Genomic DNA, 19550 nt, shown 5'->3' with positions numbered 1-19550 from the left:
TCCATTTGAGTCATCTATTCGGCCGCGAGTGAACTATGATAACACGACGCGAGATACTGCAATCATCGGCAGTAGCATCGAGCATTGGAATCGGCGCGCTAAGCAACAGCACGACAGTCACGGCGACGGGAGCTTCGTTCGGCGATGGCGTTAACCTGCAACCGGCATACTTCTGCAACGGCGACCAGAACCTCGGTTGGGACTTAATGGACGACTATTCGGACATTCAGTCCGTTCGAATCGAGATAGAACCCGACGCACAAGCGACGGTGAGTGACGCGAAGCGATGGATTCGGGAGGCGAACGATCACGGCTATCACGTCGTCGCGAGTTACCATCAGGCGAGCCAGAACGGATCGGCGAACGGGTCGGCGCTCTCCGACGCCGCCGACTGGTGGGTCGATAACTACGACACCCTCGCACGGGGTGGGTCCTTCACCGTGAATCTGATGAACGAGTGGGGAGACCACAGCGTCACCGCGAGTGAGTATGCCTCAGCGTACAACGACGCTATCAGCGCGGTTCGGACTGTCTACAGCGATACCATCGTCTGTGACATCCCCGGTTGGGGACAGGAGACGCACGTCGCGGCCGATGCGTCGTCCGATATCGTCGACGACGATATCATCTTCTCGGCGCACGTGTACCCGGGCGCGTGGAACTCGGTCAGCGGCGACTGGCTGTCCACGTTGGACCTCGACTATCTGAATGATGCTGGAAGGCCGTGCATGCTCGGCGAGTTCGGAAGTGGCGGCAGTGGCAGCGCCAACTGGTCGGGCTTGGTCAACCACGCGAAGTCGCTCGGATGGCCCGTTCTCGGCTGGGCGTGGAACGGCGACGGGTCGTCCGACCCGATGAACATGAGTTCGCCGTACTGGGGCGACAGCTGTAGTGCCAGTTCGTACTCAAGGACATCGTACTTCGACACGGTATACGACAAGCTTGGCTGACGGTGCAAAGCGGGCGTGTGACGGCCGGGACGCCGAGAGGTATCTCTCTAACTTCCACACCCCGAACCGTCCGAGCGACGGGAAGGATTTATATACTTTCTTCGAGAGCTACCTCTCGTATGAGCGAGTCGTCCGCCTCGTTAGCAGAGGCATATCTACCCGAGTTGCGACGAATCCTGACCGACACCGTTCTCGATTTCTGGTACCCCCGCTGTCTCGACCGCGAGCACGGCGGCTACGTCCTCGGATACGACCGGGAGGGCGAGTTCAACGGGAACGACCACAAGATGATCGTCAGCCAAGCGAGAATGGTCTGGCTCTCGGCGCGTCTCGACCGTGAGGGGTACGGCGACGGCGAGTTCCGAGACGCGGCGGATCTGGGCTACGAGTTCCTCCGCGACGAGATGTGGGACGACGAGCACGGCGGCTTCTACTGGGAGGTGGAACGCGACGGGACGACGACCAAACCCGACAAACACCTGTACGGCCAGTCGTTCGGCCTGTACGCGCTGTCGGAGTACCATCGTTCCACCGGGTGCGAAGAGGCACGGGAACTCGCCGTCGAACTGTTCGAACTGCTGGAGTCGGAGGCCAAGGACGAACGGAACGGCGGGTACGTCGAGTACTTCGAACGCGATTGGACGCCCATCGAAACCGGCCAGACGTACCTCGAAACCATCGAACCCGACTGGTCGCCGAAGGAATCCGGCGACACCGTCCTCGACCCGACGCTCAAGCTGATGAACACGCACCTCCACCTGCTGGAAGGGTTCACGACGTTTCACGAGGCCATCGGCACGGACCGGAGCGCGGCGCGACTCCACGAACTGCTCCACATCCTCACGAGCACCGTCGTTCGGCACGACGTGACCGCCTGTACGGACAAGTACGATCCCGATTGGTCACCGAGACTCGACGACGAGGAGTTCCGTATCGCCTCGTACGGTCACGATTTAGAGACGGTCTGGCTGACGATGGAAGCGTGCGACGCGGTGTCGATGCCGGAGTCGCTGTTCACGGACCTGTACGAGGAGCTGTTCGACTACTCTCTCGAACACGGTTACGACGACCAGCACGGCGGCTTTTACTTCTACGGACCCCTCGGAGAGGGCGCGACGAACCGAATCAAGGCGTGGTGGGTGCAGGCCGAGTGTCTGACGAGCGCGTTGAAGATGTATCGCCACACGGGTTCCGAACGGTACCGCTCGGCGTTCGAGAACACCTTCGAATTCATCACCGACCATCAAATCGATTGGGACGACGGCGAGTGGTTTTCCGGCATCGACGAGGACTTACAGCCGGTCGGGAGGAAAGGCGCCGAGTACAAAGCGGCATACCACAACGGCCGTGCGCTGCTCGAATGCATCGCGGAACTTGAGTCACTATAGCGACGGATACAGCCGCCGCGGGGCGCAACCGCGATGCTCGAAGGGTGGCTGAGAGCTGTCGAATTGAAATCATCCCTTTATGAATGAAAAAATTAAGTGACAGATAGTCGTTTAGTATATTCACATCCAATATTTTTGAGAAATGGATGGGAAGGTACGCTATTCGAACGGACCTCAGCGGAGAAATTAGCACCCACTATGCCCTTAGAGATTATCTCACCTATCATCAATACGTCTTAAATTGATGTACGGGAATCGGAATGACTATCCACTCACCTCGGAACGGACATTATCGATTCATATATCGAAATATAGTATATCATTCACTGCGAACGTCGGTCACTCTCGCCTCGTTTAAACTCCCCCATATGTCGAGGGGAAACTCATTACTCCGGCGCTAGCAACTATCTATATAAGGGCGGATACATTGCATCACTAGCAACTGTCTCCACAACGAAGGAACCGATATCCAATGAACGAATACGAATTCACCTGCTCGGAGTGTGGGCAACAGATCGAAATCAACGGGCCGATGCGCGAGGCGACCCTCACGCACGGGTGTCCCGTGTGCGGGGCGGCCGTCAGCCAGGACAATTTCGCTCCGTGTTAGGAACCCGACCGTTCGCTCGTCTTTTCGACACTCTCTGTCTCGACGGTCGTTATTCGTCCTCTTCGCGGTCGATTTCCGTTCGACGGCCGCTCAACGTGGTCGGTTCGAATTCGTAGAGTCGGATGTCGAGGTCCTGTTTCGACTTACCCCAGATTTCGAAGAGGGGACGCTTTGCCGCACCGTACTGTTCGATGCGTTCGACGGTTAGTTCTTCGGGGGGAATCTCTTCGAGCAGTCCGACGGCGACGGCGCTTCGGTACGTCGTTTTGTCACCCGTCTCATCGTACACGACGAGGCGAGCATGCGGTGAGGACGCGAGGAAGCGTCGCTTTTCGCTCTCGGGCGTCGAAACGAGTCGCATGAAGAACGTCCGTTCACTGGCGTCGTACCCATACGAGATGGGAATCGAATACGGCTGTTCGCCCTGAGCGAGAGATAAGACGCCAGTCTCGTGCTCGCCGAGGAAATCGTCGATTTCCGACTCCGTCATCTCAGTTTCGTGGGCGAGTGTCATGGTCAGTACGTTTACCGACCGCGCGTTCTGCCTTAAACTATTCCCACTGCGATAGGCCACCCCTACCACAATCGGTACGTGCTGGCCAACGGCTCAGACGGGCGTGAACACGTCGGACGAGACGACGCTCCCACAGACCGCGCATCCGTGGTCGAGAAGGGCGTCCCTCATGACAGAGTCGACCGCGATCGACCGGGTGCACTCCGGGCAGACGAAGGTGTAGTTCTCGGTCCTGCTCATCGTTAGTTTGTAGTACGTCGTTCGGGGATAAATGACGTCCTCTATTTCCAAGGGCGTGAGAACACACCCGTCGAACCGCCACCCGACGGACGGCAGGGGTTCCTGCGTGCGTCACCACCAGTACGCTAAAGGTGTGCGGAGGGAAAGACAGGAATGGTACGATGGCGTCCGGGATACGAGCGACGGTGAAATTCGATTCTCCGGGTGAGTGTCCGCTCGCCCGGTTCTCGGAGACAGCGGACACGACTATCAATCACGTCTCGTCGAGCGTCGCCCTACCGAATTCGACGGGGAGCGTCACCGAGTTTTTCGTCGCCGTGGACGACCTCCCGGACGACGGAGACAGGGAACCGGTGTTCTCGTACGGGTCGTCGAACCTGTATCGAATCGCGCACGATGGAGACGTATGCTGTCCGTGCGAGTGTCTCGGTCAGTTCGGCTGTCCCGTCCACCGATACACCGCAGCGGAGGGTGCGCTGACGCTCGTGTTCCACGCGGAGGATTTCCGCCAACTACAGGACGTGATGGCGGAGTTCCGGGAGCGGTACACGTCGGTCGACGTGCAGCAATTACTCCAACCGCCGCTGGAAGGAACGCCGGAAGAGCGGGTGTTCGTGAACCGAGGGAAACTCACGGACAGACAGCTGGAGGTGTTACAAGCCGCCTACGAGAAGGGGTACTTCGAGCGACCGAAGCGGGCGAACGCGACGGAAATCGCTTCGGAACTCGGTATCAGCCAATCGACGTTCACCGAACATCTGGTCGCGGCACAGTCGAAGATTTTCGAAGACGTTCTGTGAATCGGCACGTCCGTTCGGTTCGCTTCTCGAACCGCCTCGCGCCGATATTCACCGGGAGTATATAAACCACCCCCGATATGAGTGGTGCAGACTGGTTTCGATGGCAGCCATCCAATAGTGTATGAGCCAATCATCTATGGCGGCGGTCGGAACGCAGGTACGACAGGGATACGCAACCGATTCGACGGTCGTCACCGATGCCGCCGAGGTACAGGCGATTCTCGATACGATAAACGACGCCGACTGCCGTGCCATCCTCGACGTGACCGGCAATGAGGTCCTCTCGACGAAGGAGATATCCGAACTCTGTGACATCCCGCTCTCGACCACGTATCGGAAACTCGACTGTCTCACCGACGTCGGACTGCTGGAGGAAACCATCAGTATCCGTCGGACCGGGAAACACACCAGCGAATACTACACGCGCGTCGCCGACGTGACGATGTCGGTCAACGCCACCGACGGACTCTCGGTCACGATTTCGTACTCCGCACCCCCGAACTAGTTCTCGAACACGCCGACGACGGGAGGACGGGAAATCCTTATTGTGTACTGACCGATTACCGACGGGTAGTATGGACGGATTCGGCGACGCCGTGGACGGGTATTTCGACGTCGAAGATCAGCTCTCCCGCTATTTACTGCAGCGTGCGGACGACCTCCGCTCGAAGGGACGCGACCGAACGGCCGCCATCGATTCACGAGAGGACTTCGAAGCACACCGCGAGCGCGTGCGTTCGACGCTCCGCTCGCGTATCGGCGGCGTCCCCGAGCGACCCGACGAGCTGTCGGTCGAGACGACCGGCCGCCGTCGGGGAGACGGGTACTCGGTCGAACTACTCACCTTCGAGAGCCGTCCCGACTTCCACGTGACCGCGAACTGTTACGTCCCCGACGGCGACGGCCCGCATCCGGGAATTCTCTTCCTCTGCGGGCACGCCGAACCGCCGAAGTCCGACCCGTCGAACCAGAAGGCGTGTATCGAACTGGCGCTACACAGGTTCGTCGTCCTCATCGTCGACCCGATAGGACAGGGGGAACGCAAGCAGTACCGCGACGTGGAGATAGAGGGAACGACCGTGAGCGGCGGCGGCGGGACGTTTCCACACAGCTACGCGGGCCAGAAGTGCTTCTACGCGGGGGCGAACCTCGCGCGATACATGATAAACGACGACCGATGCGCGCTCGATTACCTTCACAGTCGAAACGACGTGGACGACGACCGAATCGGCGTCGCGGGCACCTCTGGCGGAGGCGTACAGACCCTGTACCTCTCGCTCCTGGACGAGCGAATCGATGTCGCGGTCCCCTGCTGTTCGATTTCGCACCGGTACGAGCGGCTGAAAACGGGGGGACGAACCCACGCGGAACAGGCGATTACCGGCAGCGTCGCCGAGGGAATCGACGACGCGGACCTCGTGGCCGCGATGGCACCCCGGCCGGTCTGCATCGGCGCGGCGGCGTCCGACCGGTACTTTCCCATCGAAGGCGTCCACGAGGCGGTCGCCTCCGTCCGGCGTCTCTACGATATCTACAACGCCGGAGAACGGGTGAACCTCGTCGTCGGCGATACCGGACACTGTTCCGTGTACGAACTCGGAGAGGGGGTGTTCGAGTGGCTATGCGAGCGACTCGGCGACACCGAGCACGAACCACACGACGAGCTACCAACCCTCGACGAAGCCGAACTCCACTGTACACCTCGTGGGAGCGTCCGCGACGCGTACGCGGACGAACGGACGATAGACGACCTCATCCGGGAGTACGTCGCGAAGACGTATCCGGATTCGGGGACGAAACCTGCCGCCGATGCCGACTGCGAGTACGCCGAGCGGTTGCGACGGACGCTCACCGAGGCGTTCGTCGCCGACCGGGAAGGGTGTGAGCTGTTCCCGCGTTTCATCAGTCGAACCGAATCGGACGGGGTGGGGGTCGAGCGCGTCTGGTTCAAAACCGAACGGGACCCGGACATCGTTTGCACGGGCGCGTTGGTCACGGACCCCGAATCGGCCACCGAATCCCCCGCCGTGGTCCTGTACGAACGCGGGACGGACGAACTCCCGGAGCGGAGCGAAGACGTCGCGTCCCTCGCGCGCGAGCACGGGACGGCGTTCGTCTTCGACCCGCGCGGCGTCGGCGCGGTGCGGAACCGAAATATCCCGGTGCCGAACTGGGCCGACCACCACGACGGCATCTACGGCACCGAATTCAAGCTCGCGAACGACGCGTTGCTTCTGGGGTCGTCGCTCCTCGGAATGCGCGTTTTCGACGTTTCCCGCGCCGCGTCGTTCCTCCGCTCGGAAACCGACGCCGAGCGCGTCTCGTTCGTCGGCGACGGAATCGGCGCGTATCACGCCCTGTACGCCGCGGGCATCGCCCGGAACGTGGACCGGGTCACGCTCCGGTCGCTCGGACCGAGTTTCTTCGAGTTGGCGACCCGTCGGGAGGCCCCGTTCCGTCCACAACTCACCGCGTTCGACGCGGTTAACGACCGTGACGTCCCCCACGTGCTCGCGGCGCTCGACCGGCGAGGGGTGCGCGTCGAGCGGGAAATCAGCGAACGGAAAACCGCCGACCGATGACCGCCGACGATGGACGCGGGCGACGGCACACCGGCAAACGGTGAAGGGGGAGGACGGCGAATCTCAGCGTAGGACAATGTACTCTCACATCGTGATCGCCGTCGATGGAAGCGACGAAGCGAACCGGGCGGCGCGGCGGGGTCTCGCATTCGCGGGGGAGTTCGACGCGACCGTCGACCTCCTCCACGTCGTCGAACGGAAAGCGCTCGGACTCACGACGAGCGCCGACGAAGCGGAACGGCTTCGAGAGCGCGGCGAGCGAATCCTCGGTGACATCGAGGACACCGCTTCGGAACGCGGGCAGTCGGTGACGACGGCGCTTCGGGAGGGCAAGCCCGCCGTCCAAATCAGCGAGTTCGCCGCCGAACGTGACGCGGATCTCCTCGTCATCGGTCGTCAGGGGATGAGTGGGGTGGAAAAACAGCTCCTCGGCGGCGTCACCGAACAACTCCTTCATCGGAGCGCAATTCCCGTGTTCGTCGTCCCCAAGGATGTGAAGCAGACGGCGAAATCGACCGGCTACGCTCGCATCCTCGTCCCGACGGACGGGAGCGAAAACGCCGACGTCGCGGTCCCGCACGGAATCGAAATCGCTCGGCGGTACGATTCGGCCGTTCACGTCCTGAACGTCGTGGACCTACAGGTGGCCGGGGGAGCGTTCGACGCGGGTGGCCTGGAAACCGAATTTATCGAACGACTCGACGAGCGGGGACAAGCCGCGGTCGAGGAGGTTGCAGGTGAGGTCGAAGAAGGCGTTTCCAGACCGGTGAAAACCGCCGTCGAACGCACGACGTCCTTCGAGGGTGCCGCCGCGGGCATCCGAGAGTACGTCGAGAAAAACGACATCGAACTCGTCGTCATGGCGTCCCACGGCCGGTCGAACGTCGGGCGGCAGTTCCTGGGAAGCGTCACCTCGACCCTGCTCCGAACGGTCGAGGTTCCGATAGTCGTTGTGAAACGGGATTCGTGAGTCGCGACGCGACGGAACCCGTTTTTGAAGGGAGTGCGCTCACCGGAGAGTACACCTACGGAATCGGGAACGCGATTGAAGTCGTTTCGAGACGAACGCTTCATGGGGGTTCGATGTACGACTCGATTCTCATTCCGACGGACGGCAAAGACGGGACGAAGCCAGCGATCACACACGGTATTCAACTCGCAGCCGCGTGCGACGCGACGGTACATGCGCTGTACGTCGTCGATTTACCGTACCTCTCCGGGTCGCGGGCCGAACAGCGGGTCGAACCGCTCGAAGCCAAGCTGAACGAAGAGGGGCGGGACGCGACCGCTTCGGTCGGAGAGCGGGCGCGCGAACACGGTCTCGACGTGACGGAAACGGTTGCGACGGGGCTCCCGTTTCTGTCGATCATAGAATACACCGACGCGCACGACATCGACCTCGTAGCGATGGGAACCGAGGGTGCCGGAAGCTCCAAGGCCCGGCTCGTGGGGAGCACGGCGAAGAAGGTGGTCCGTCTTTCGGAGGTGCCGGTACTGACGGTTCGGTCGGTCGAAACCGCTCCGACGACGGAGTATACGGACGTCCTCCTCGCGACCGACGGAACGCGAGGGTCACGACGAGCGATTTCCCACTGCAGCGAGTTCGCCGCCGCGTACGATGCGACCGTCCACGTGGTCTCGGTCGTCGATTCGCGGGTGACTCGAAAGGGGGCGGGGCGTGAACTCATGGCTCAGCAAGCCGAACAGGCGTGCACGGATGCGGTCGCTCGGATTTCGAACACCGGCGTTGCGACTACCAGTGACATCCTTCACGGTCACCCCGCGGACCGAATTCTCGACTACGCGGACGACCACGATATCGACCTCGTGGTCCTCGGGACGCACGGCCGCTCCGGCGTCGACCGGTTCGTGATGGGGAGCGTCGCCGAAACGGTTCTAGGGCGAGCCACGACGCCGGTCCTGACGGTTCGGGACCTGAGCGAGGAGGACTGAGCAACGGCGACTATGCTTCGTGAGTGGAGAACTCGGTAGCTCAGCACGAATCGCTTCAAGACGGGCGTCGCGGTTCGTTTTGCGTCGATGGCGTTCGCTCTCGCGGCGAGCGTTTTTGTCACCCTTCGGAGGTCAACCGGGGAGCGCAGTCGGAACGGACAGCAAGGAGTAGATGTTCACAACCGCATCACTCGATTTGACGCCAACTCCATCGAGGTTCCCATCCGAACAGGTCGCCCGCCTTCCCGGTATCGACCAGCGACGAGTAGTCGTCATCGCCAAGCGCATCACGAACCTCGACGTCGGGGAAGACGTCCTCGATGAGTTCACGAGTGGGCGTCTCGGCGCTGGTGTCGGGTGCGGACACCCAGACGCGTTCGTGGCCTCGAACGCTCGCCTCGACGGCCAGACGGACGAGTTGGACCGCATCCGACATGTGAACGTACGTGAACAGCGTGTTTCGCTGGGTGTGAAAGTTGTCGGAGTTTCGCATTCCGTCGAGGGTTCGGTCGGCCTCGACGAACGTCTCTCGGGCGAGGTGGTCGTCGACGACCCACGGGAACCGCAAGGAGATTATCGTCCGGGGGCGGTCTTCGACGCGACGGGCGAATCCGTCGGCCGCGATTTCGACCGTTTGTTTTCCCAATCCGTAGGGGTTCGATGGCGTCAGGCGGTGATGTTCGTCCAGCGGAAGATAATCGACGGTGATTCCCTCGGGCTCGAATCCGCCGCCGATAGCGCTGAAACTCGATGCCAGTACCACCGTCTCGATTCCCAACGCGCCCGCGGCCTCGAGAACGTGATAGCTGGACATGACGTTACTCTCGTAGGTACGGTATCCGGGCGTTTCGTCCGGCGTCGGAATCATGCCCAAGTGCACGACCGCATCGGCGTCACTCTTCCCGAGCGAACTGTAGACCTCCCCCGCATCCACTAAGTCGGTCCGCAGATAGACGTCCGAGTGGTTCTCGTCGCGCTTGCCCCGCGAGAGGTTCACGGTTCGATATCCCTCCTCGTTCAGGTGCGCCAGCACGCCACGCCCGACCCGGCCGTTTCCGCCGGTGACGACGACTGTCTTTGTCACGACCCCCCCGTTCTCGCTCCTGCCGTAAAAATACTCGCCGCGTGTCGCTCCCCCGGTGGCCACAATTCATATACCCGTTCGGTGGCCCTCTCCGATACACTACCCCTCTTCTTCAATGAGCCATATCGAAAGCGACGATGATGAACGTACGGGAAGTATAGAATACATCCTCGGAAGGTCGTACGAACTCTTCGCGACTACCCTGTTCAGGGGGAACCGAAAAGTCGTACTCGTCCTCACGACTGCCGTCTTCGTTAGCATCGCCTATCTCCTGACGCATCGCTATCCGGCGTACGGTGCCGGACTCTTCCTCAAAACATCCGAAACCATCGTGAGCGGGAACTACGCGTTTCCCGACCGGGTGATGGGCTATACGCGAAGTGGGATTCCGTTCGCGTATCCTCCCCTCACTTTCTACGTCAACGCCATCCTTCTCGACCTCGGCGTGAGCCCGTTCCAAATCTCGCGCGTGCTACCGGCGATGGTGACGTCCATCGCCTTCGTTCCGTACTTCTATCTCGCCCGCGAGTTCCTCCCATCGTCCGAACGGGCGGGTGTTGCGGCGATCATCGCTGCCGTCACGCCGACGCTTCTCCAGTGGCATCTATCCGCCGGGGGAATCGTTCGAGCACCCGCGTTTTTCGTCCTCCTGTCCGGATTGTACGTCGGAATTCGACTGTTCCGCTATCGAACCCGCCGTTCCCTCGTCGTCGGCACTGTCCTGTTCGGGGTGATGCTACTTACTCATCCGACGTATTCGATGTTTTTCGCGGCCAGTTACGTCCTCTTTTTCCTCGGGGAGGACCGGTCGCTCGACGGTCTCGGACGGGGACTCGTCGTCGCCGGAGGTGGACTGCTAATCGCAAGCCCGTGGCTCGTGCGGGTCGCCTCGACTCACGGCATCGGCGTGTTCACATCGGCGGCAGGGACGCACGGTGGACTCGGAGCGGGCGTGACTGTATTTCTCGACCGGCTTGGCGACCCGTTCGCCGGTTTCCCCGTTATTTTGGTCTGGTACGTGTTTCTCACCTTCGGCATCTACTACCTCCTCCGGCGGCGACAGTACTTTCTTCCCCTCTGGTTCGGCGTTTCCGTCTTTCTGATGGACGAGATACGGTTCGCGTTCATTCCGGGCGTCATGATTCTCACGCTCGGGGTGACCGACGTGATGCCGGCCATTCGTGCCCGTCTCTCCCGGTCGGAACGGACCGCCACGTCGCAGATTGCCGTTACCGCGGTCGTCCTCTGCTTGTTCGTTAGTCTCGGCGGGATGTTCGTCGCGAATCAGTCGGTCACGAATCACGACCCGATGCCGTCGTTTATCGACGGCGAGGACACGTCGGCGATGTCGTGGGTACGGGCGGAGACGCCATCCGATGCGGAGTTCGTGGTCATCGGCGACGCCGCGGAGTGGTTCCCGTACTTCACCGACCGAACGATTCTCGTCGGTCCGTGGGGCGTCGAATGGAAGACACCCGCGGCGTATCAACGGCAGATGGACGCCTATCGGAGCCTCTCGGATTGCGACACGGCTCGCTGCCTGACCGATGCGCTCCGTTCGAGTGGCCGTCACCCGGCGTACCTCTATATCCCGAAAGGGCAGTACACGGTACGAGGAATTTCCACTGTACAATCGAGCCGTATGCGTCGTTCGCTCGAACGAAGTGACCAATACGAAATCTCGTACGAAAATACGGGCGTGCTGGTCGTCCGGATTCGTCCGCATACGTGACTCGCGTTGTACGCGTTCACGTTCGCTCGGCCGCCTATCACGAGGACGAGGAGGAACACAACTCAGCGATATGTAAAATCATCTCCATCGGGCACAGTCTTTATCGTACGACTCGACAATCGACCTTCTACGAATGGATTCCCGGATTTCCCGCCGTCGTTTCCTCCAAGTGGGTGCAACCTCCGCTTCCATCGGAGTCGCTGGCTGTAACGCGTGGTCCGTCTCGTCAGCCGATGAGACGGGTCGCACACGAGGCGCAAACGCTTTGTCGCGCGAACTGGCATCGAATCGGGACCCGGTGGACATCCGTGGGGCCATCTACATCCCGACGCGGGCGTTCAACCGGTACCAGATGTGGCGCGAGTACGACCCTGCGATTATCGAGCGCGACCTCGGGTACGCCGCCAGCCTGAACCTGAACGCCATTAGAACGTGGTTGAGCTACGAATTCTGGCTCGAAGACCGTACGGCACACGAGGAGCGATTGGAACACTTCCTCGAAACCGCCGACTCGTACGACATCGAGGTCCTTCTCGGCCTGTTCGACAGTATCGGCGAAGAGCCGACCTTGGAGAACTTGTACGACACGGACCTTCTCACAGGCGTCCAAACGTTTTCCCCATCGACGAGAACGATGTTGGACAAGGAACTCTGGGGGAACCCCCGCGACTTCATCTACTGGTTCATGAAAAAATACCGAGACGACGAACGGTTGCTCGCCATCGAACTCTCGAACGAACCGGGATGGAAGCGGTCGTCTCGGAAGTTCGTCGAGGCGATGACGAAGATGTTGACGCACTATCGGGGTTCGATTCCGCTCACCATGGGGTCGACGAGCCTCGCGAACAATACCGACTATCTCGACTGGGGGTTGGACATCCTTCAATTCCATTACAATTTCGCGCAGACCCCGGCGCTGTTTCGGCGAGTGCTCGAACAGGCGGCGCTCACGAAATCCAGACAGGGAAAGCAAGTGTGGCTCTCCGAATGGCAGCGGGTGCGGCCGGGTGAGGGGTTCTTCGCGGACGTGACCGGTGAGGCACGCTATCCGGACTACTCGTCGCTCGCCCCGCTCATTCACGAAGCGAACGTCGGGAACTTCTTCTGGTCGCTCATGCTACGGCCGGCCTCGGAACTCCACTTCCGTCGCCAAGGCGTGGTGAACGGCCTCTTTCACGAAGACGGTGCCGTCTGGAATCTCGACGACGCCCGCGCCATCAAAGCGATGTCCGGCGACCCGGAATACGACGGAACCGAACGCAAGGAGTACCCGGACTGGATGACCGAGATGAAGGGGTCGACGATTCCGAGAACCGGCCCCCGTCCGAGATGATGCGTGCCAACCACGCGGTACTGCCTAAGGTGCATCGTTTACCCCTCCCGAGTCGTTCGACAACCAGGGCAGCGGTTACCAGCGAACGGAAACGCCGCCCGTTCGGATCGAAATCGACGACACGTCACCGTTCGTCGGGAGCGTTATCGTCGTCGGTTCGACGATGATAGCGATGTGCCCACTGCCGGGTATCGGCACGTTCGCGACGCCGGTCCCCGCAACCGTCACCGTCGTGTCTCCTTCTACCACCGTCACGTCGCCGTTGACTCCCGTGCCCGCCGGAACGACGGGCGTGACCGGTGCGTCCGCTGGCTGGTCGGCCACGAGCGAGCCGAGCCAAATCCCCCCCAGGAAGAGCGCCAGTACAACCAGCATCGCCAGCAAGAGAGCGCCAATCGCTCCGATGACGACGGACAGCGTTCCACGGCGATTCGACCGCCGAGTGCGGCGCGATGCCTGTTCGTACCCCTCGTCGTAGCCACGGTCGTACTCCGACCCCACTTCTTGTTTTTTATTTGTCATTGTGCCACCCCCTACCGAGTAGGAACGCGCGAAATCCGTCGCGGAATAGCGCGACGGAAGACGAAAGTCGATGGAACCTCACGGACACCGTACGCAACGGCTGATTCATAGCGGTCCTCTTGCCCCCCGACGACCGGTCGTTCGTCGGTACCCCCGGTGAGTGCCCCTCGCCTCTCCAACTATAGATAGGACAGCTATCAGTATAAAGATTTGTAGAAATGGAGAACAGTCGGGGGGCGAGAGTGGGGAGGGTCGGCCGCTCCGACGCGAGGGTCAGCGGCGACGAAATGCCGATATCGTGGCCGAGCGCGCCGAGAAAATTAGACCTCGGTGAGAGAAAGTCCGAAAGATACCGTTCCGACTCCGATTTCGCCGCTATCGATTCGCTATCGGTCGGATAGCGACCCCGGAGTCCACGACCCGACGAAATCCTCGTGCGTGAACGGCTTCGCGTCCGCCCCGGCGTAGGTTCCGACGACCTGTCCGTCGCCTTCGAGGTAGTACTGGTAGGTCGTCAGGCCTTCGAGGCCGACCGGTCCCCTCGCGTGTATCTTTCCGGTACTGATTCCGACTTCGGCCCCGAGTCCGAACCGGTAACCGTCGCTGAACCGGGTCGAGGCGTTGTGGAACACGCTCGCCGAATCGAGACTCCGCATGAAACGGCTCGCACGCTCCGCGTCTTCGGTCACTATCGACTCCGTGTGTTTCGACCCGTACGTGGTGATGTGGTCGATGGCCTCGCCGAGCGAGTCCACGACTTTGACGGCGACGACCAAATCGCCGTACTCCGTCGCCCAGTCGTCCGACTCCGTCCGTTCCATATCGACGATTGCACGGGACGCCTCGTCGCCTCGCATCTCGACGTTCGCGTCCTCGTACCGCTCGACGATTTTCGGCAGGAACTCCGCGGCCGCGCTCTCGTGGACGAGTAGGGTCTCCACCGCGTTGCACACGGCGGGGTACTGCACTTTCGCGTCGTACGCGATGTCCGTCGCCATCGAGAGGTCCGCCGCGTCGTCAACGTAGACGTGACAGATTCCCTCCGTGTGGCCGAGGACGGCGATACTCGTGTTGTCCTGTATGTATTCGACGAACGCCGAACTGCCCCGCGGCATGAGGAGGTCGATGGCGTCGTCCATGTCGAGCAGCGCATCGACGTCCGCTCGCGCCTCGATGAGCTGAGACCATCCGTCGGGCATCTCGGACGTCGCGTCCCGAATGATTTCGAAGAGCACCCTGTTCGAATGGCTCGCCTCGCTGCCACCCTTCAGTATCACCGCGTTCCCCGACTTGAGGCCGAGGGCGGCGATTTGGACGAGCGCGTCGGGCCGCGATTCGAAGATGGTTCCGATGACGCCGATGGGAACGGTGCACTTGTACAGTTCCAAGTCCTCGTCGAGTTCGCGCGCCGTTTGGGTCTCTCCTAACGGGTCGTCCTGGGCGGCGACGCTCCGAACCATCTCGGTGATACTATCGAGCTTCGACGGCGAGAGTTCGAGTCGGTCCACGAGGGCCTGACTGTACTCCCCCGCCGCGAGGAGCTCTTCCGCCTCGCCAACGTCTCGTTCGTTGGCTTCGAGTATCTCGTCGCTTCGCTCGATAATCGCATCGGCAATCGCGTTCAGCGCCGCCGACCGCTCGTCGTCGGACAACTGTGCGAGTTTCAGTGCGGCACTCTCCGCCTCTTCCACTTTCGTTTCCGTCGATTTTTCAGTCATCGTTGGCTCCGTCTTCGGGAATGAATATCGTTCCGACCGCGGTTCCGTCTACGATTCGGTCTACGACGTCCTCCTTCGTGGACCGTGCGATGATGGCCGGGATGCCACGCTCGCTCACCGAGTGTGCGCCCGCAACCTTCGTTTGGATGCCGCCGAACTTGGCGGTCGCGCTTTCGTCGACCATCTCCTGTACGTCCCCGTAGTTGCGACCCACCGCTTCGATGCGCTCCGCCGCGGGATTTTCCTTCGGGTTGCTGGTGTAGACCCCGCCGACGTCGGTGAGCGTGACGAGCAGTCCCGCGTCCACGCCGACCGCCACCGACGACGAGAGCATGTCGTTGTCGCCGATTCGAATCTCCTCTGTCGCGACCGCATCGTTCTCGTTGATTATCGGGACGATACCCCACTCCAGCAGCGTTTCGACGGTGTTCTTGAAGTTGGTGAACCGTTCCGCGCTGTCGAGGTCGTTCTGCGTGACCAAAATCTGGGCGATCTTTTGGTCGTAGCGTTCGAAACTCTCCGTGTATCGACGCATGAGGTGAGATTGGCCGACGGTCGAGAGGGCCTGTGATTCCTCGACGGTATCGTTCGGATAGCCGACCCGACCCTTCCCGGCACCGATGGCACCGGACGAGACGAAGAGCACCTCCCGCCCGCGCTCCCGGAGCGTCATCACGTCGTCGACGAGTTTGTCGAGCTTTTCGTCGTCGAGCTTCGACGTCTCGTCCGTCAGCGAGTTCGTCCCGGCTTTCACGACGATTCGGTCGGCCGTTGCCGCCGCCCGTCTCGCGCGTTCTAGTGCCCGCGTTTCTCTGGCTTCATTCGTCGTCATAGTCAGGCGCCAACTCCTCCGAGCGATTTTCCGCCGCCGCAACTGCTTCCCCAATCGTTGCCTCAACGGAACTGTCGCGAAGGACTTCCATCCCCGCTATCGTCGTTCCTTTCGGTGAACACACCGCGTCTATCAGGTCCTCGATGCTCTCGTCGGACCGGAGCACGGTCTCGGCGGCCCCTTTGAACGTCTGTGCGGCGAGTACCGTCGCGTCCTCCGGACGCAGGCCGCTCTCGACGCCGGCCCACTTCATCGCGTTGAGTAGATAAAAGACGAACGCGGGTCCGCTGCCGTTGACGGCGGTTGCAACGTCCATCTGCGCTTCGTCTATCTCGACGAAGACGCCGAGGTCTTCGAGGAGCGACGCGACGTCATCGGATATCTCCGCTCCGGCGACCGCCGCCGCCATCGTTCCCGATTCGGCCGCGAGATTCGGCATCAGACGAACGACCGTCGCGTCGGTTCTCGCTTCGAGCGCCGTCGTCGGAACACCCGCGGCGATAGAGAGTAGCGTTTGTTCCGGGGAGAGGTCGAGTTCGGTAACGACGTCAGCGACCAAATCGGGTTTGACCGCGACGAACACGATTTCCGGTTCGGTTGCCACCGCGATATCCGTCGTCGTTTCCGAGCAGTGCCCCGATATCGCATCAAGGGCGTCCGGGTCCACGTCGTACGCGACCACGGAATGGTTTCCAGTTCTGGAGAGTCCCCGAACGAGGGCACCCCCCATGTTTCCACACCCAATAACGCTAGCCTGTACCATCCTATACTGACCCGTCGTAGGGACGGAGACTAAATAACGTTGGTAACGGCAGGGACTGCCATTCGAGTGAACCGGTATCGAATGGAGGGGAATTCGGCCGGTTCGTATCCTTTCCGCGGACCGACGAACGGGACACGACCGTGGTGGCAGATATCCCAGCGTGGAATCCCTGTCGTCGCGGGTCCGACGATGCGATTGTTCGACAATCCCCGTAGTGCGTTACTTCACTGCGCCGAATCCGTTTGCGATGGACTCGGCGTTTGTACGTCCGAGAGATACCCGGTGAGGTCCGTCGTCGAAATCATTCCGATGACGCCCTCCGTCTCGTCGACCACGGGCATGTGATGGAATCCGCCTTCGACCATGCGGTCGGAGACCTCCCGAATCGAATCCTGTATCGACGCGGTACTCACGTCGGCAGTCATGTAGGCGGAAACGGGCGTTTCGTCCTTGGGCTGGCGTTCGGCCACGATTTCGACGAAATCGGTGGTCGTTAGGATACCTTCGAGGTGGTTTTCGTCGTCGGTGACGATAACCGACCCCACGTCGTTAGAAAGCATCTTCTGTGCCGCCTCTTCCACGAGCGTTTCGGGCGTTACCGTCTGGAGCGTGGTCGACATGAGTCGCCCTACCAAAACGTCTTCCATACCGTTGTCTCTCTCCGAATATGGATAAAAGTTGCCGCTGATACAGTTTCAACTATCGGAACGATTGAACCGTTTGGGACTACTCCACGGGTACCCAGTTCGGCACCGGTAGCGGACGAAAAGCGCCGTGTTCCACAACCGGCGATTATGTCGTCACCTTTGTCATTGTCGTTTACAAACCACAATATCTGCCAGTCTCACTCACCTTATATGGGTCTGGGTAGCACACTGAACTGGCTATCATGACCAGGGATCGATTTATTCGGGGACTTCCCCGAACAAACTCCACCTTCCGATTCTGACGTACAGTTCCTCGATACCACGCTCCGCGATGGCGAACAAGCGCCCGGCATCTCACTGACGCCGACGGACAAAGCCGAAATCGCACGAAAACTCGATGCGACCGGCGTCGGCGTCATCGAGGCGGGCAGTGCGTGCACGGGAGCGGGCGAGAGAGAAACGATTTCGCGCGTCGCCGACCTCGGCCTCGATGCGACGGTGACGAGTTTCGCTCGCGGTATCAAGGGCGACATCGACTTGGCGCTCGACTGTGCCGTCGACGGTGTCAATCTCGTGGTACCGGCGAGCGACCGCCACATCGAGGGGAAAGTCGGGACGACGCGCGACGATGTTGTCGAGACAGCAGTCCGTCTCACCGAATACGCGAAGGACCACGACCTGTGGGTCGAAGTCCTCGGCGAAGACGGGTCACGCGCCGACCTCGACTTCCTCGAACGACTGATGCGCGCGGCCCTCGATGCTGGTGCCGACCGCATCTGCTACTGCGATACGGTCGGGCACGCGACGCCGGACCGCACGGCGGACGTCATCTCTCGATTGGCCCCGCTCGGTCCGACGAGCACCCACACCCACGACGACCTCGGCTTGGCGCTCACGAACGCGCTGGTGAGCGTCGCGGCCGGAGCCGACCTCGTTCATGCCACCGTCAACGGCATCGGCGAACGCGCCGGAAACGTCGCGTTGGAGGAAGTCGCTGTCGCGCTCGACCACGGATACGACGTCAAGACCGTCTCGACCGAGAAGTTGTACGACCTCGCACAAACGGTCGCCACGGCGACCGACGTTCCGCTCGCGCCGAACAAAGCCGTCGTCGGCGAGAACGCGTTCACGCACGAGTCGGGCATCCACACCGACGGGACGCTCAAGGACGACGCGATGTACGAACCGTACTCTCCGAGTGCCGTCGGCCGCGAACGGCGACTCGTTCTCGGAAAGCACGCCGGACGGGCGGGTGTTCGTGCGGCACTCGACGAACACGACGTCGACGTGACCGACGACGAGTTGAACGCGATAGTGGAGCAGGTGAAGGAAATCGGCGAACGCGGAAAGCGTATCACCGACACCGACCTGCTCGCCATCGCCGACGAAGTACAGGGCCGCGAACGGGACCAGCGCGTCGAACTGCTGGACCTCACCGCGACGAGCGGCGGTGCGACGCCGACAGCGAGCGTTCGACTGGCCGTCGACGGCGAAGAACACGTGGCGAGCGGCGTCGGGAGCGGTCCCGTCGACGCCGCCATCACCGCCACCCGGCGGGCGCTCGACATCGACGCGACGCTCGAATCGTATCACGTCGATGCGATTACCGGCGGGACGGACGCGCTCGTCACCGCCGAAGTCGAGGTCTCGCACGGCGACCACTCGGTGACGGTGAACGCGAGCGATTCGGACATCACTCGCGCCAGCGTCACCGTCATGCTCGATGCGTTCAATCGACTCCTCGACAGGAATCCGGAACCCGCTGTGGCCGACGATTAGCGCCTCGTACGGGGACCGGACGGGAACTCTTTTTTAGGGATACGTCCGTCGAGAGCGGAGTGCCGTTCGGGTCTCGGTGGGAACAGAAATCTACACAGTGCGT

Annotated in this window: 19 protein-coding genes; 11 read left to right on the top strand and 8 right to left on the bottom strand. The window is 61.3% G+C overall.

All coding sequences use genetic code 11. The features are described from left to right. Positions 1-35: 35 nt before the first annotated feature. The 3 genes from V5735_RS22275 to V5735_RS22265 all read left to right on the top strand — a co-directional run bounded on the left by V5735_RS22275 (position 36) and on the right by V5735_RS22265 (position 2948). A complete protein-coding gene (locus V5735_RS22275; protein ID WP_423746845.1) occupies positions 36-950 on the top strand; it encodes a hypothetical protein in 915 nt (304 codons plus the stop codon). 119 nt (positions 951-1069) lie between these two features. Beyond that, positions 1070-2338, top strand: coding sequence for an AGE family epimerase/isomerase (locus tag V5735_RS22270; RefSeq protein ID WP_423746844.1), 1269 nt, complete (start codon positions 1070-1072; stop codon positions 2336-2338). A gap of 472 nt (positions 2339-2810) precedes the next feature. Then, entirely contained in the window at positions 2811-2948 is a 138-nt protein-coding gene (locus tag V5735_RS22265) for a DUF7560 family zinc ribbon protein (RefSeq protein ID WP_423746843.1), read from the top strand. A gap of 49 nt (positions 2949-2997) precedes the next feature. On the opposite strand, the gene V5735_RS22260 is transcribed toward V5735_RS22265, so the two are convergent. Both V5735_RS22260 and V5735_RS22255 read right to left on the bottom strand, forming a co-directional pair. Beyond that, positions 2998-3462, bottom strand: a complete 465-nt coding sequence (locus V5735_RS22260; RefSeq protein ID WP_423746842.1) for a pyridoxamine 5'-phosphate oxidase family protein — start codon at positions 3460-3462, stop codon at positions 2998-3000. 93 nt (positions 3463-3555) lie between these two features. Then, positions 3556-3702: a DUF7560 family zinc ribbon protein gene (locus V5735_RS22255; RefSeq protein ID WP_423746841.1), complete on the bottom strand. Its 147-nt coding sequence runs from the start codon at positions 3700-3702 to the stop codon at positions 3556-3558. Between the two features lie 161 nt (positions 3703-3863). Between V5735_RS22255 and V5735_RS22250 the strand changes: the two genes are divergently transcribed. From V5735_RS22250 to V5735_RS22230, 5 genes are all read left to right on the top strand, one after another. After that, positions 3864-4502, top strand: coding sequence for a helix-turn-helix domain-containing protein (locus V5735_RS22250; RefSeq protein WP_423746840.1), 639 nt, complete (start codon positions 3864-3866; stop codon positions 4500-4502). 121 nt (positions 4503-4623) lie between these two features. Then, a complete protein-coding gene (locus V5735_RS22245; protein ID WP_423746839.1) occupies positions 4624-5007 on the top strand; it encodes a helix-turn-helix domain-containing protein in 384 nt (127 codons plus the stop codon). Positions 5008-5077: 70 nt separating this feature from the next. Next, complete coding sequence (locus V5735_RS22240) at positions 5078-7084, top strand: alpha/beta hydrolase family protein (protein WP_423746838.1); 2007 nt, start codon at positions 5078-5080, stop codon at positions 7082-7084. A 76-nt stretch (positions 7085-7160) separates the two neighbouring features. Next, positions 7161-8054 carry a universal stress protein gene (locus V5735_RS22235; RefSeq protein ID WP_423746837.1) on the top strand — a complete coding sequence of 298 codons (894 nt, stop codon included), beginning with the start codon at positions 7161-7163 and terminating at the stop codon, positions 8052-8054. Then, entirely contained in the window at positions 8051-9037 is a 987-nt protein-coding gene (locus V5735_RS22230) for a universal stress protein (RefSeq protein ID WP_423746836.1), read from the top strand. The genes V5735_RS22235 and V5735_RS22230 overlap by 4 nt, the downstream gene beginning before the upstream one ends. A 187-nt stretch (positions 9038-9224) precedes the next feature. Here the strand turns inward: V5735_RS22230 and V5735_RS22225 are convergent, their stop codons facing one another. Continuing rightward, positions 9225-10121 carry an NAD-dependent epimerase/dehydratase family protein gene (locus V5735_RS22225; protein ID WP_423746835.1) on the bottom strand — a complete coding sequence of 299 codons (897 nt, stop codon included), beginning with the start codon at positions 10119-10121 and terminating at the stop codon, positions 9225-9227. 115 nt (positions 10122-10236) lie between these two features. On the opposite strand from V5735_RS22225, the gene V5735_RS22220 reads away from it, so the two are divergent. Continuing rightward, the gene (locus tag V5735_RS22220; protein WP_423746834.1) at positions 10237-11853 is read left to right on the top strand and encodes a hypothetical protein; all 1617 of its coding nucleotides are present in this window, start codon (positions 10237-10239) and stop codon (positions 11851-11853) included. Positions 11854-12118: 265 nt separating this feature from the next. After that, positions 12119-13186, top strand: coding sequence for a glycoside hydrolase (locus V5735_RS22215; protein ID WP_423746833.1), 1068 nt, complete (start codon positions 12119-12121; stop codon positions 13184-13186). Positions 13187-13261: 75 nt separating this feature from the next. On the opposite strand, the gene V5735_RS22210 is transcribed toward V5735_RS22215, so the two are convergent. The 5 genes from V5735_RS22210 to V5735_RS22190 form a co-directional block, all read right to left on the bottom strand. Continuing rightward, complete coding sequence (locus V5735_RS22210; RefSeq protein WP_423746832.1) at positions 13262-13708, bottom strand: hypothetical protein; 447 nt, start codon at positions 13706-13708, stop codon at positions 13262-13264. Positions 13709-14094: 386 nt separating this feature from the next. Further along, on the bottom strand, positions 14095-15426 hold the full coding sequence (locus tag V5735_RS22205) for a glutamate-5-semialdehyde dehydrogenase (RefSeq protein WP_423746831.1): 1332 nt from the start codon (positions 15424-15426) through the stop codon (positions 14095-14097). Then, positions 15419-16258: a glutamate 5-kinase gene (gene proB / locus V5735_RS22200; protein WP_423746830.1), complete on the bottom strand. Its 840-nt coding sequence runs from the start codon at positions 16256-16258 to the stop codon at positions 15419-15421. The genes V5735_RS22205 and proB overlap by 8 nt, the downstream gene beginning before the upstream one ends. Then, positions 16245-16988 (bottom strand): pyrroline-5-carboxylate reductase, encoded by a 744-nt coding sequence (gene proC, locus V5735_RS22195; protein WP_423746829.1) that lies wholly within the window; start codon positions 16986-16988, stop codon positions 16245-16247. The genes proB and proC overlap by 14 nt, the downstream gene beginning before the upstream one ends. A gap of 257 nt (positions 16989-17245) precedes the next feature. Next, complete coding sequence (locus tag V5735_RS22190; RefSeq protein ID WP_423746828.1) at positions 17246-17668, bottom strand: CBS domain-containing protein; 423 nt, start codon at positions 17666-17668, stop codon at positions 17246-17248. Positions 17669-17920: 252 nt separating this feature from the next. Here V5735_RS22190 and V5735_RS22185 point away from each other — a divergent pair, with 252 nt between their 5' ends. After that, complete coding sequence (locus V5735_RS22185) at positions 17921-19447, top strand: (R)-citramalate synthase (protein WP_423747229.1); 1527 nt, start codon at positions 17921-17923, stop codon at positions 19445-19447. Positions 19448-19550 lie beyond the last annotated feature (103 nt).

Origin of the sequence: Haladaptatus sp. SPP-AMP-3 (genome assembly GCF_049568665.1) — an archaeon.
GTDB lineage: Archaea > Halobacteriota > Halobacteria > Halobacteriales > Haladaptataceae > Haladaptatus > Haladaptatus paucihalophilus.
This window is presented reverse-complemented; position numbering and strand designations above follow the sequence as displayed.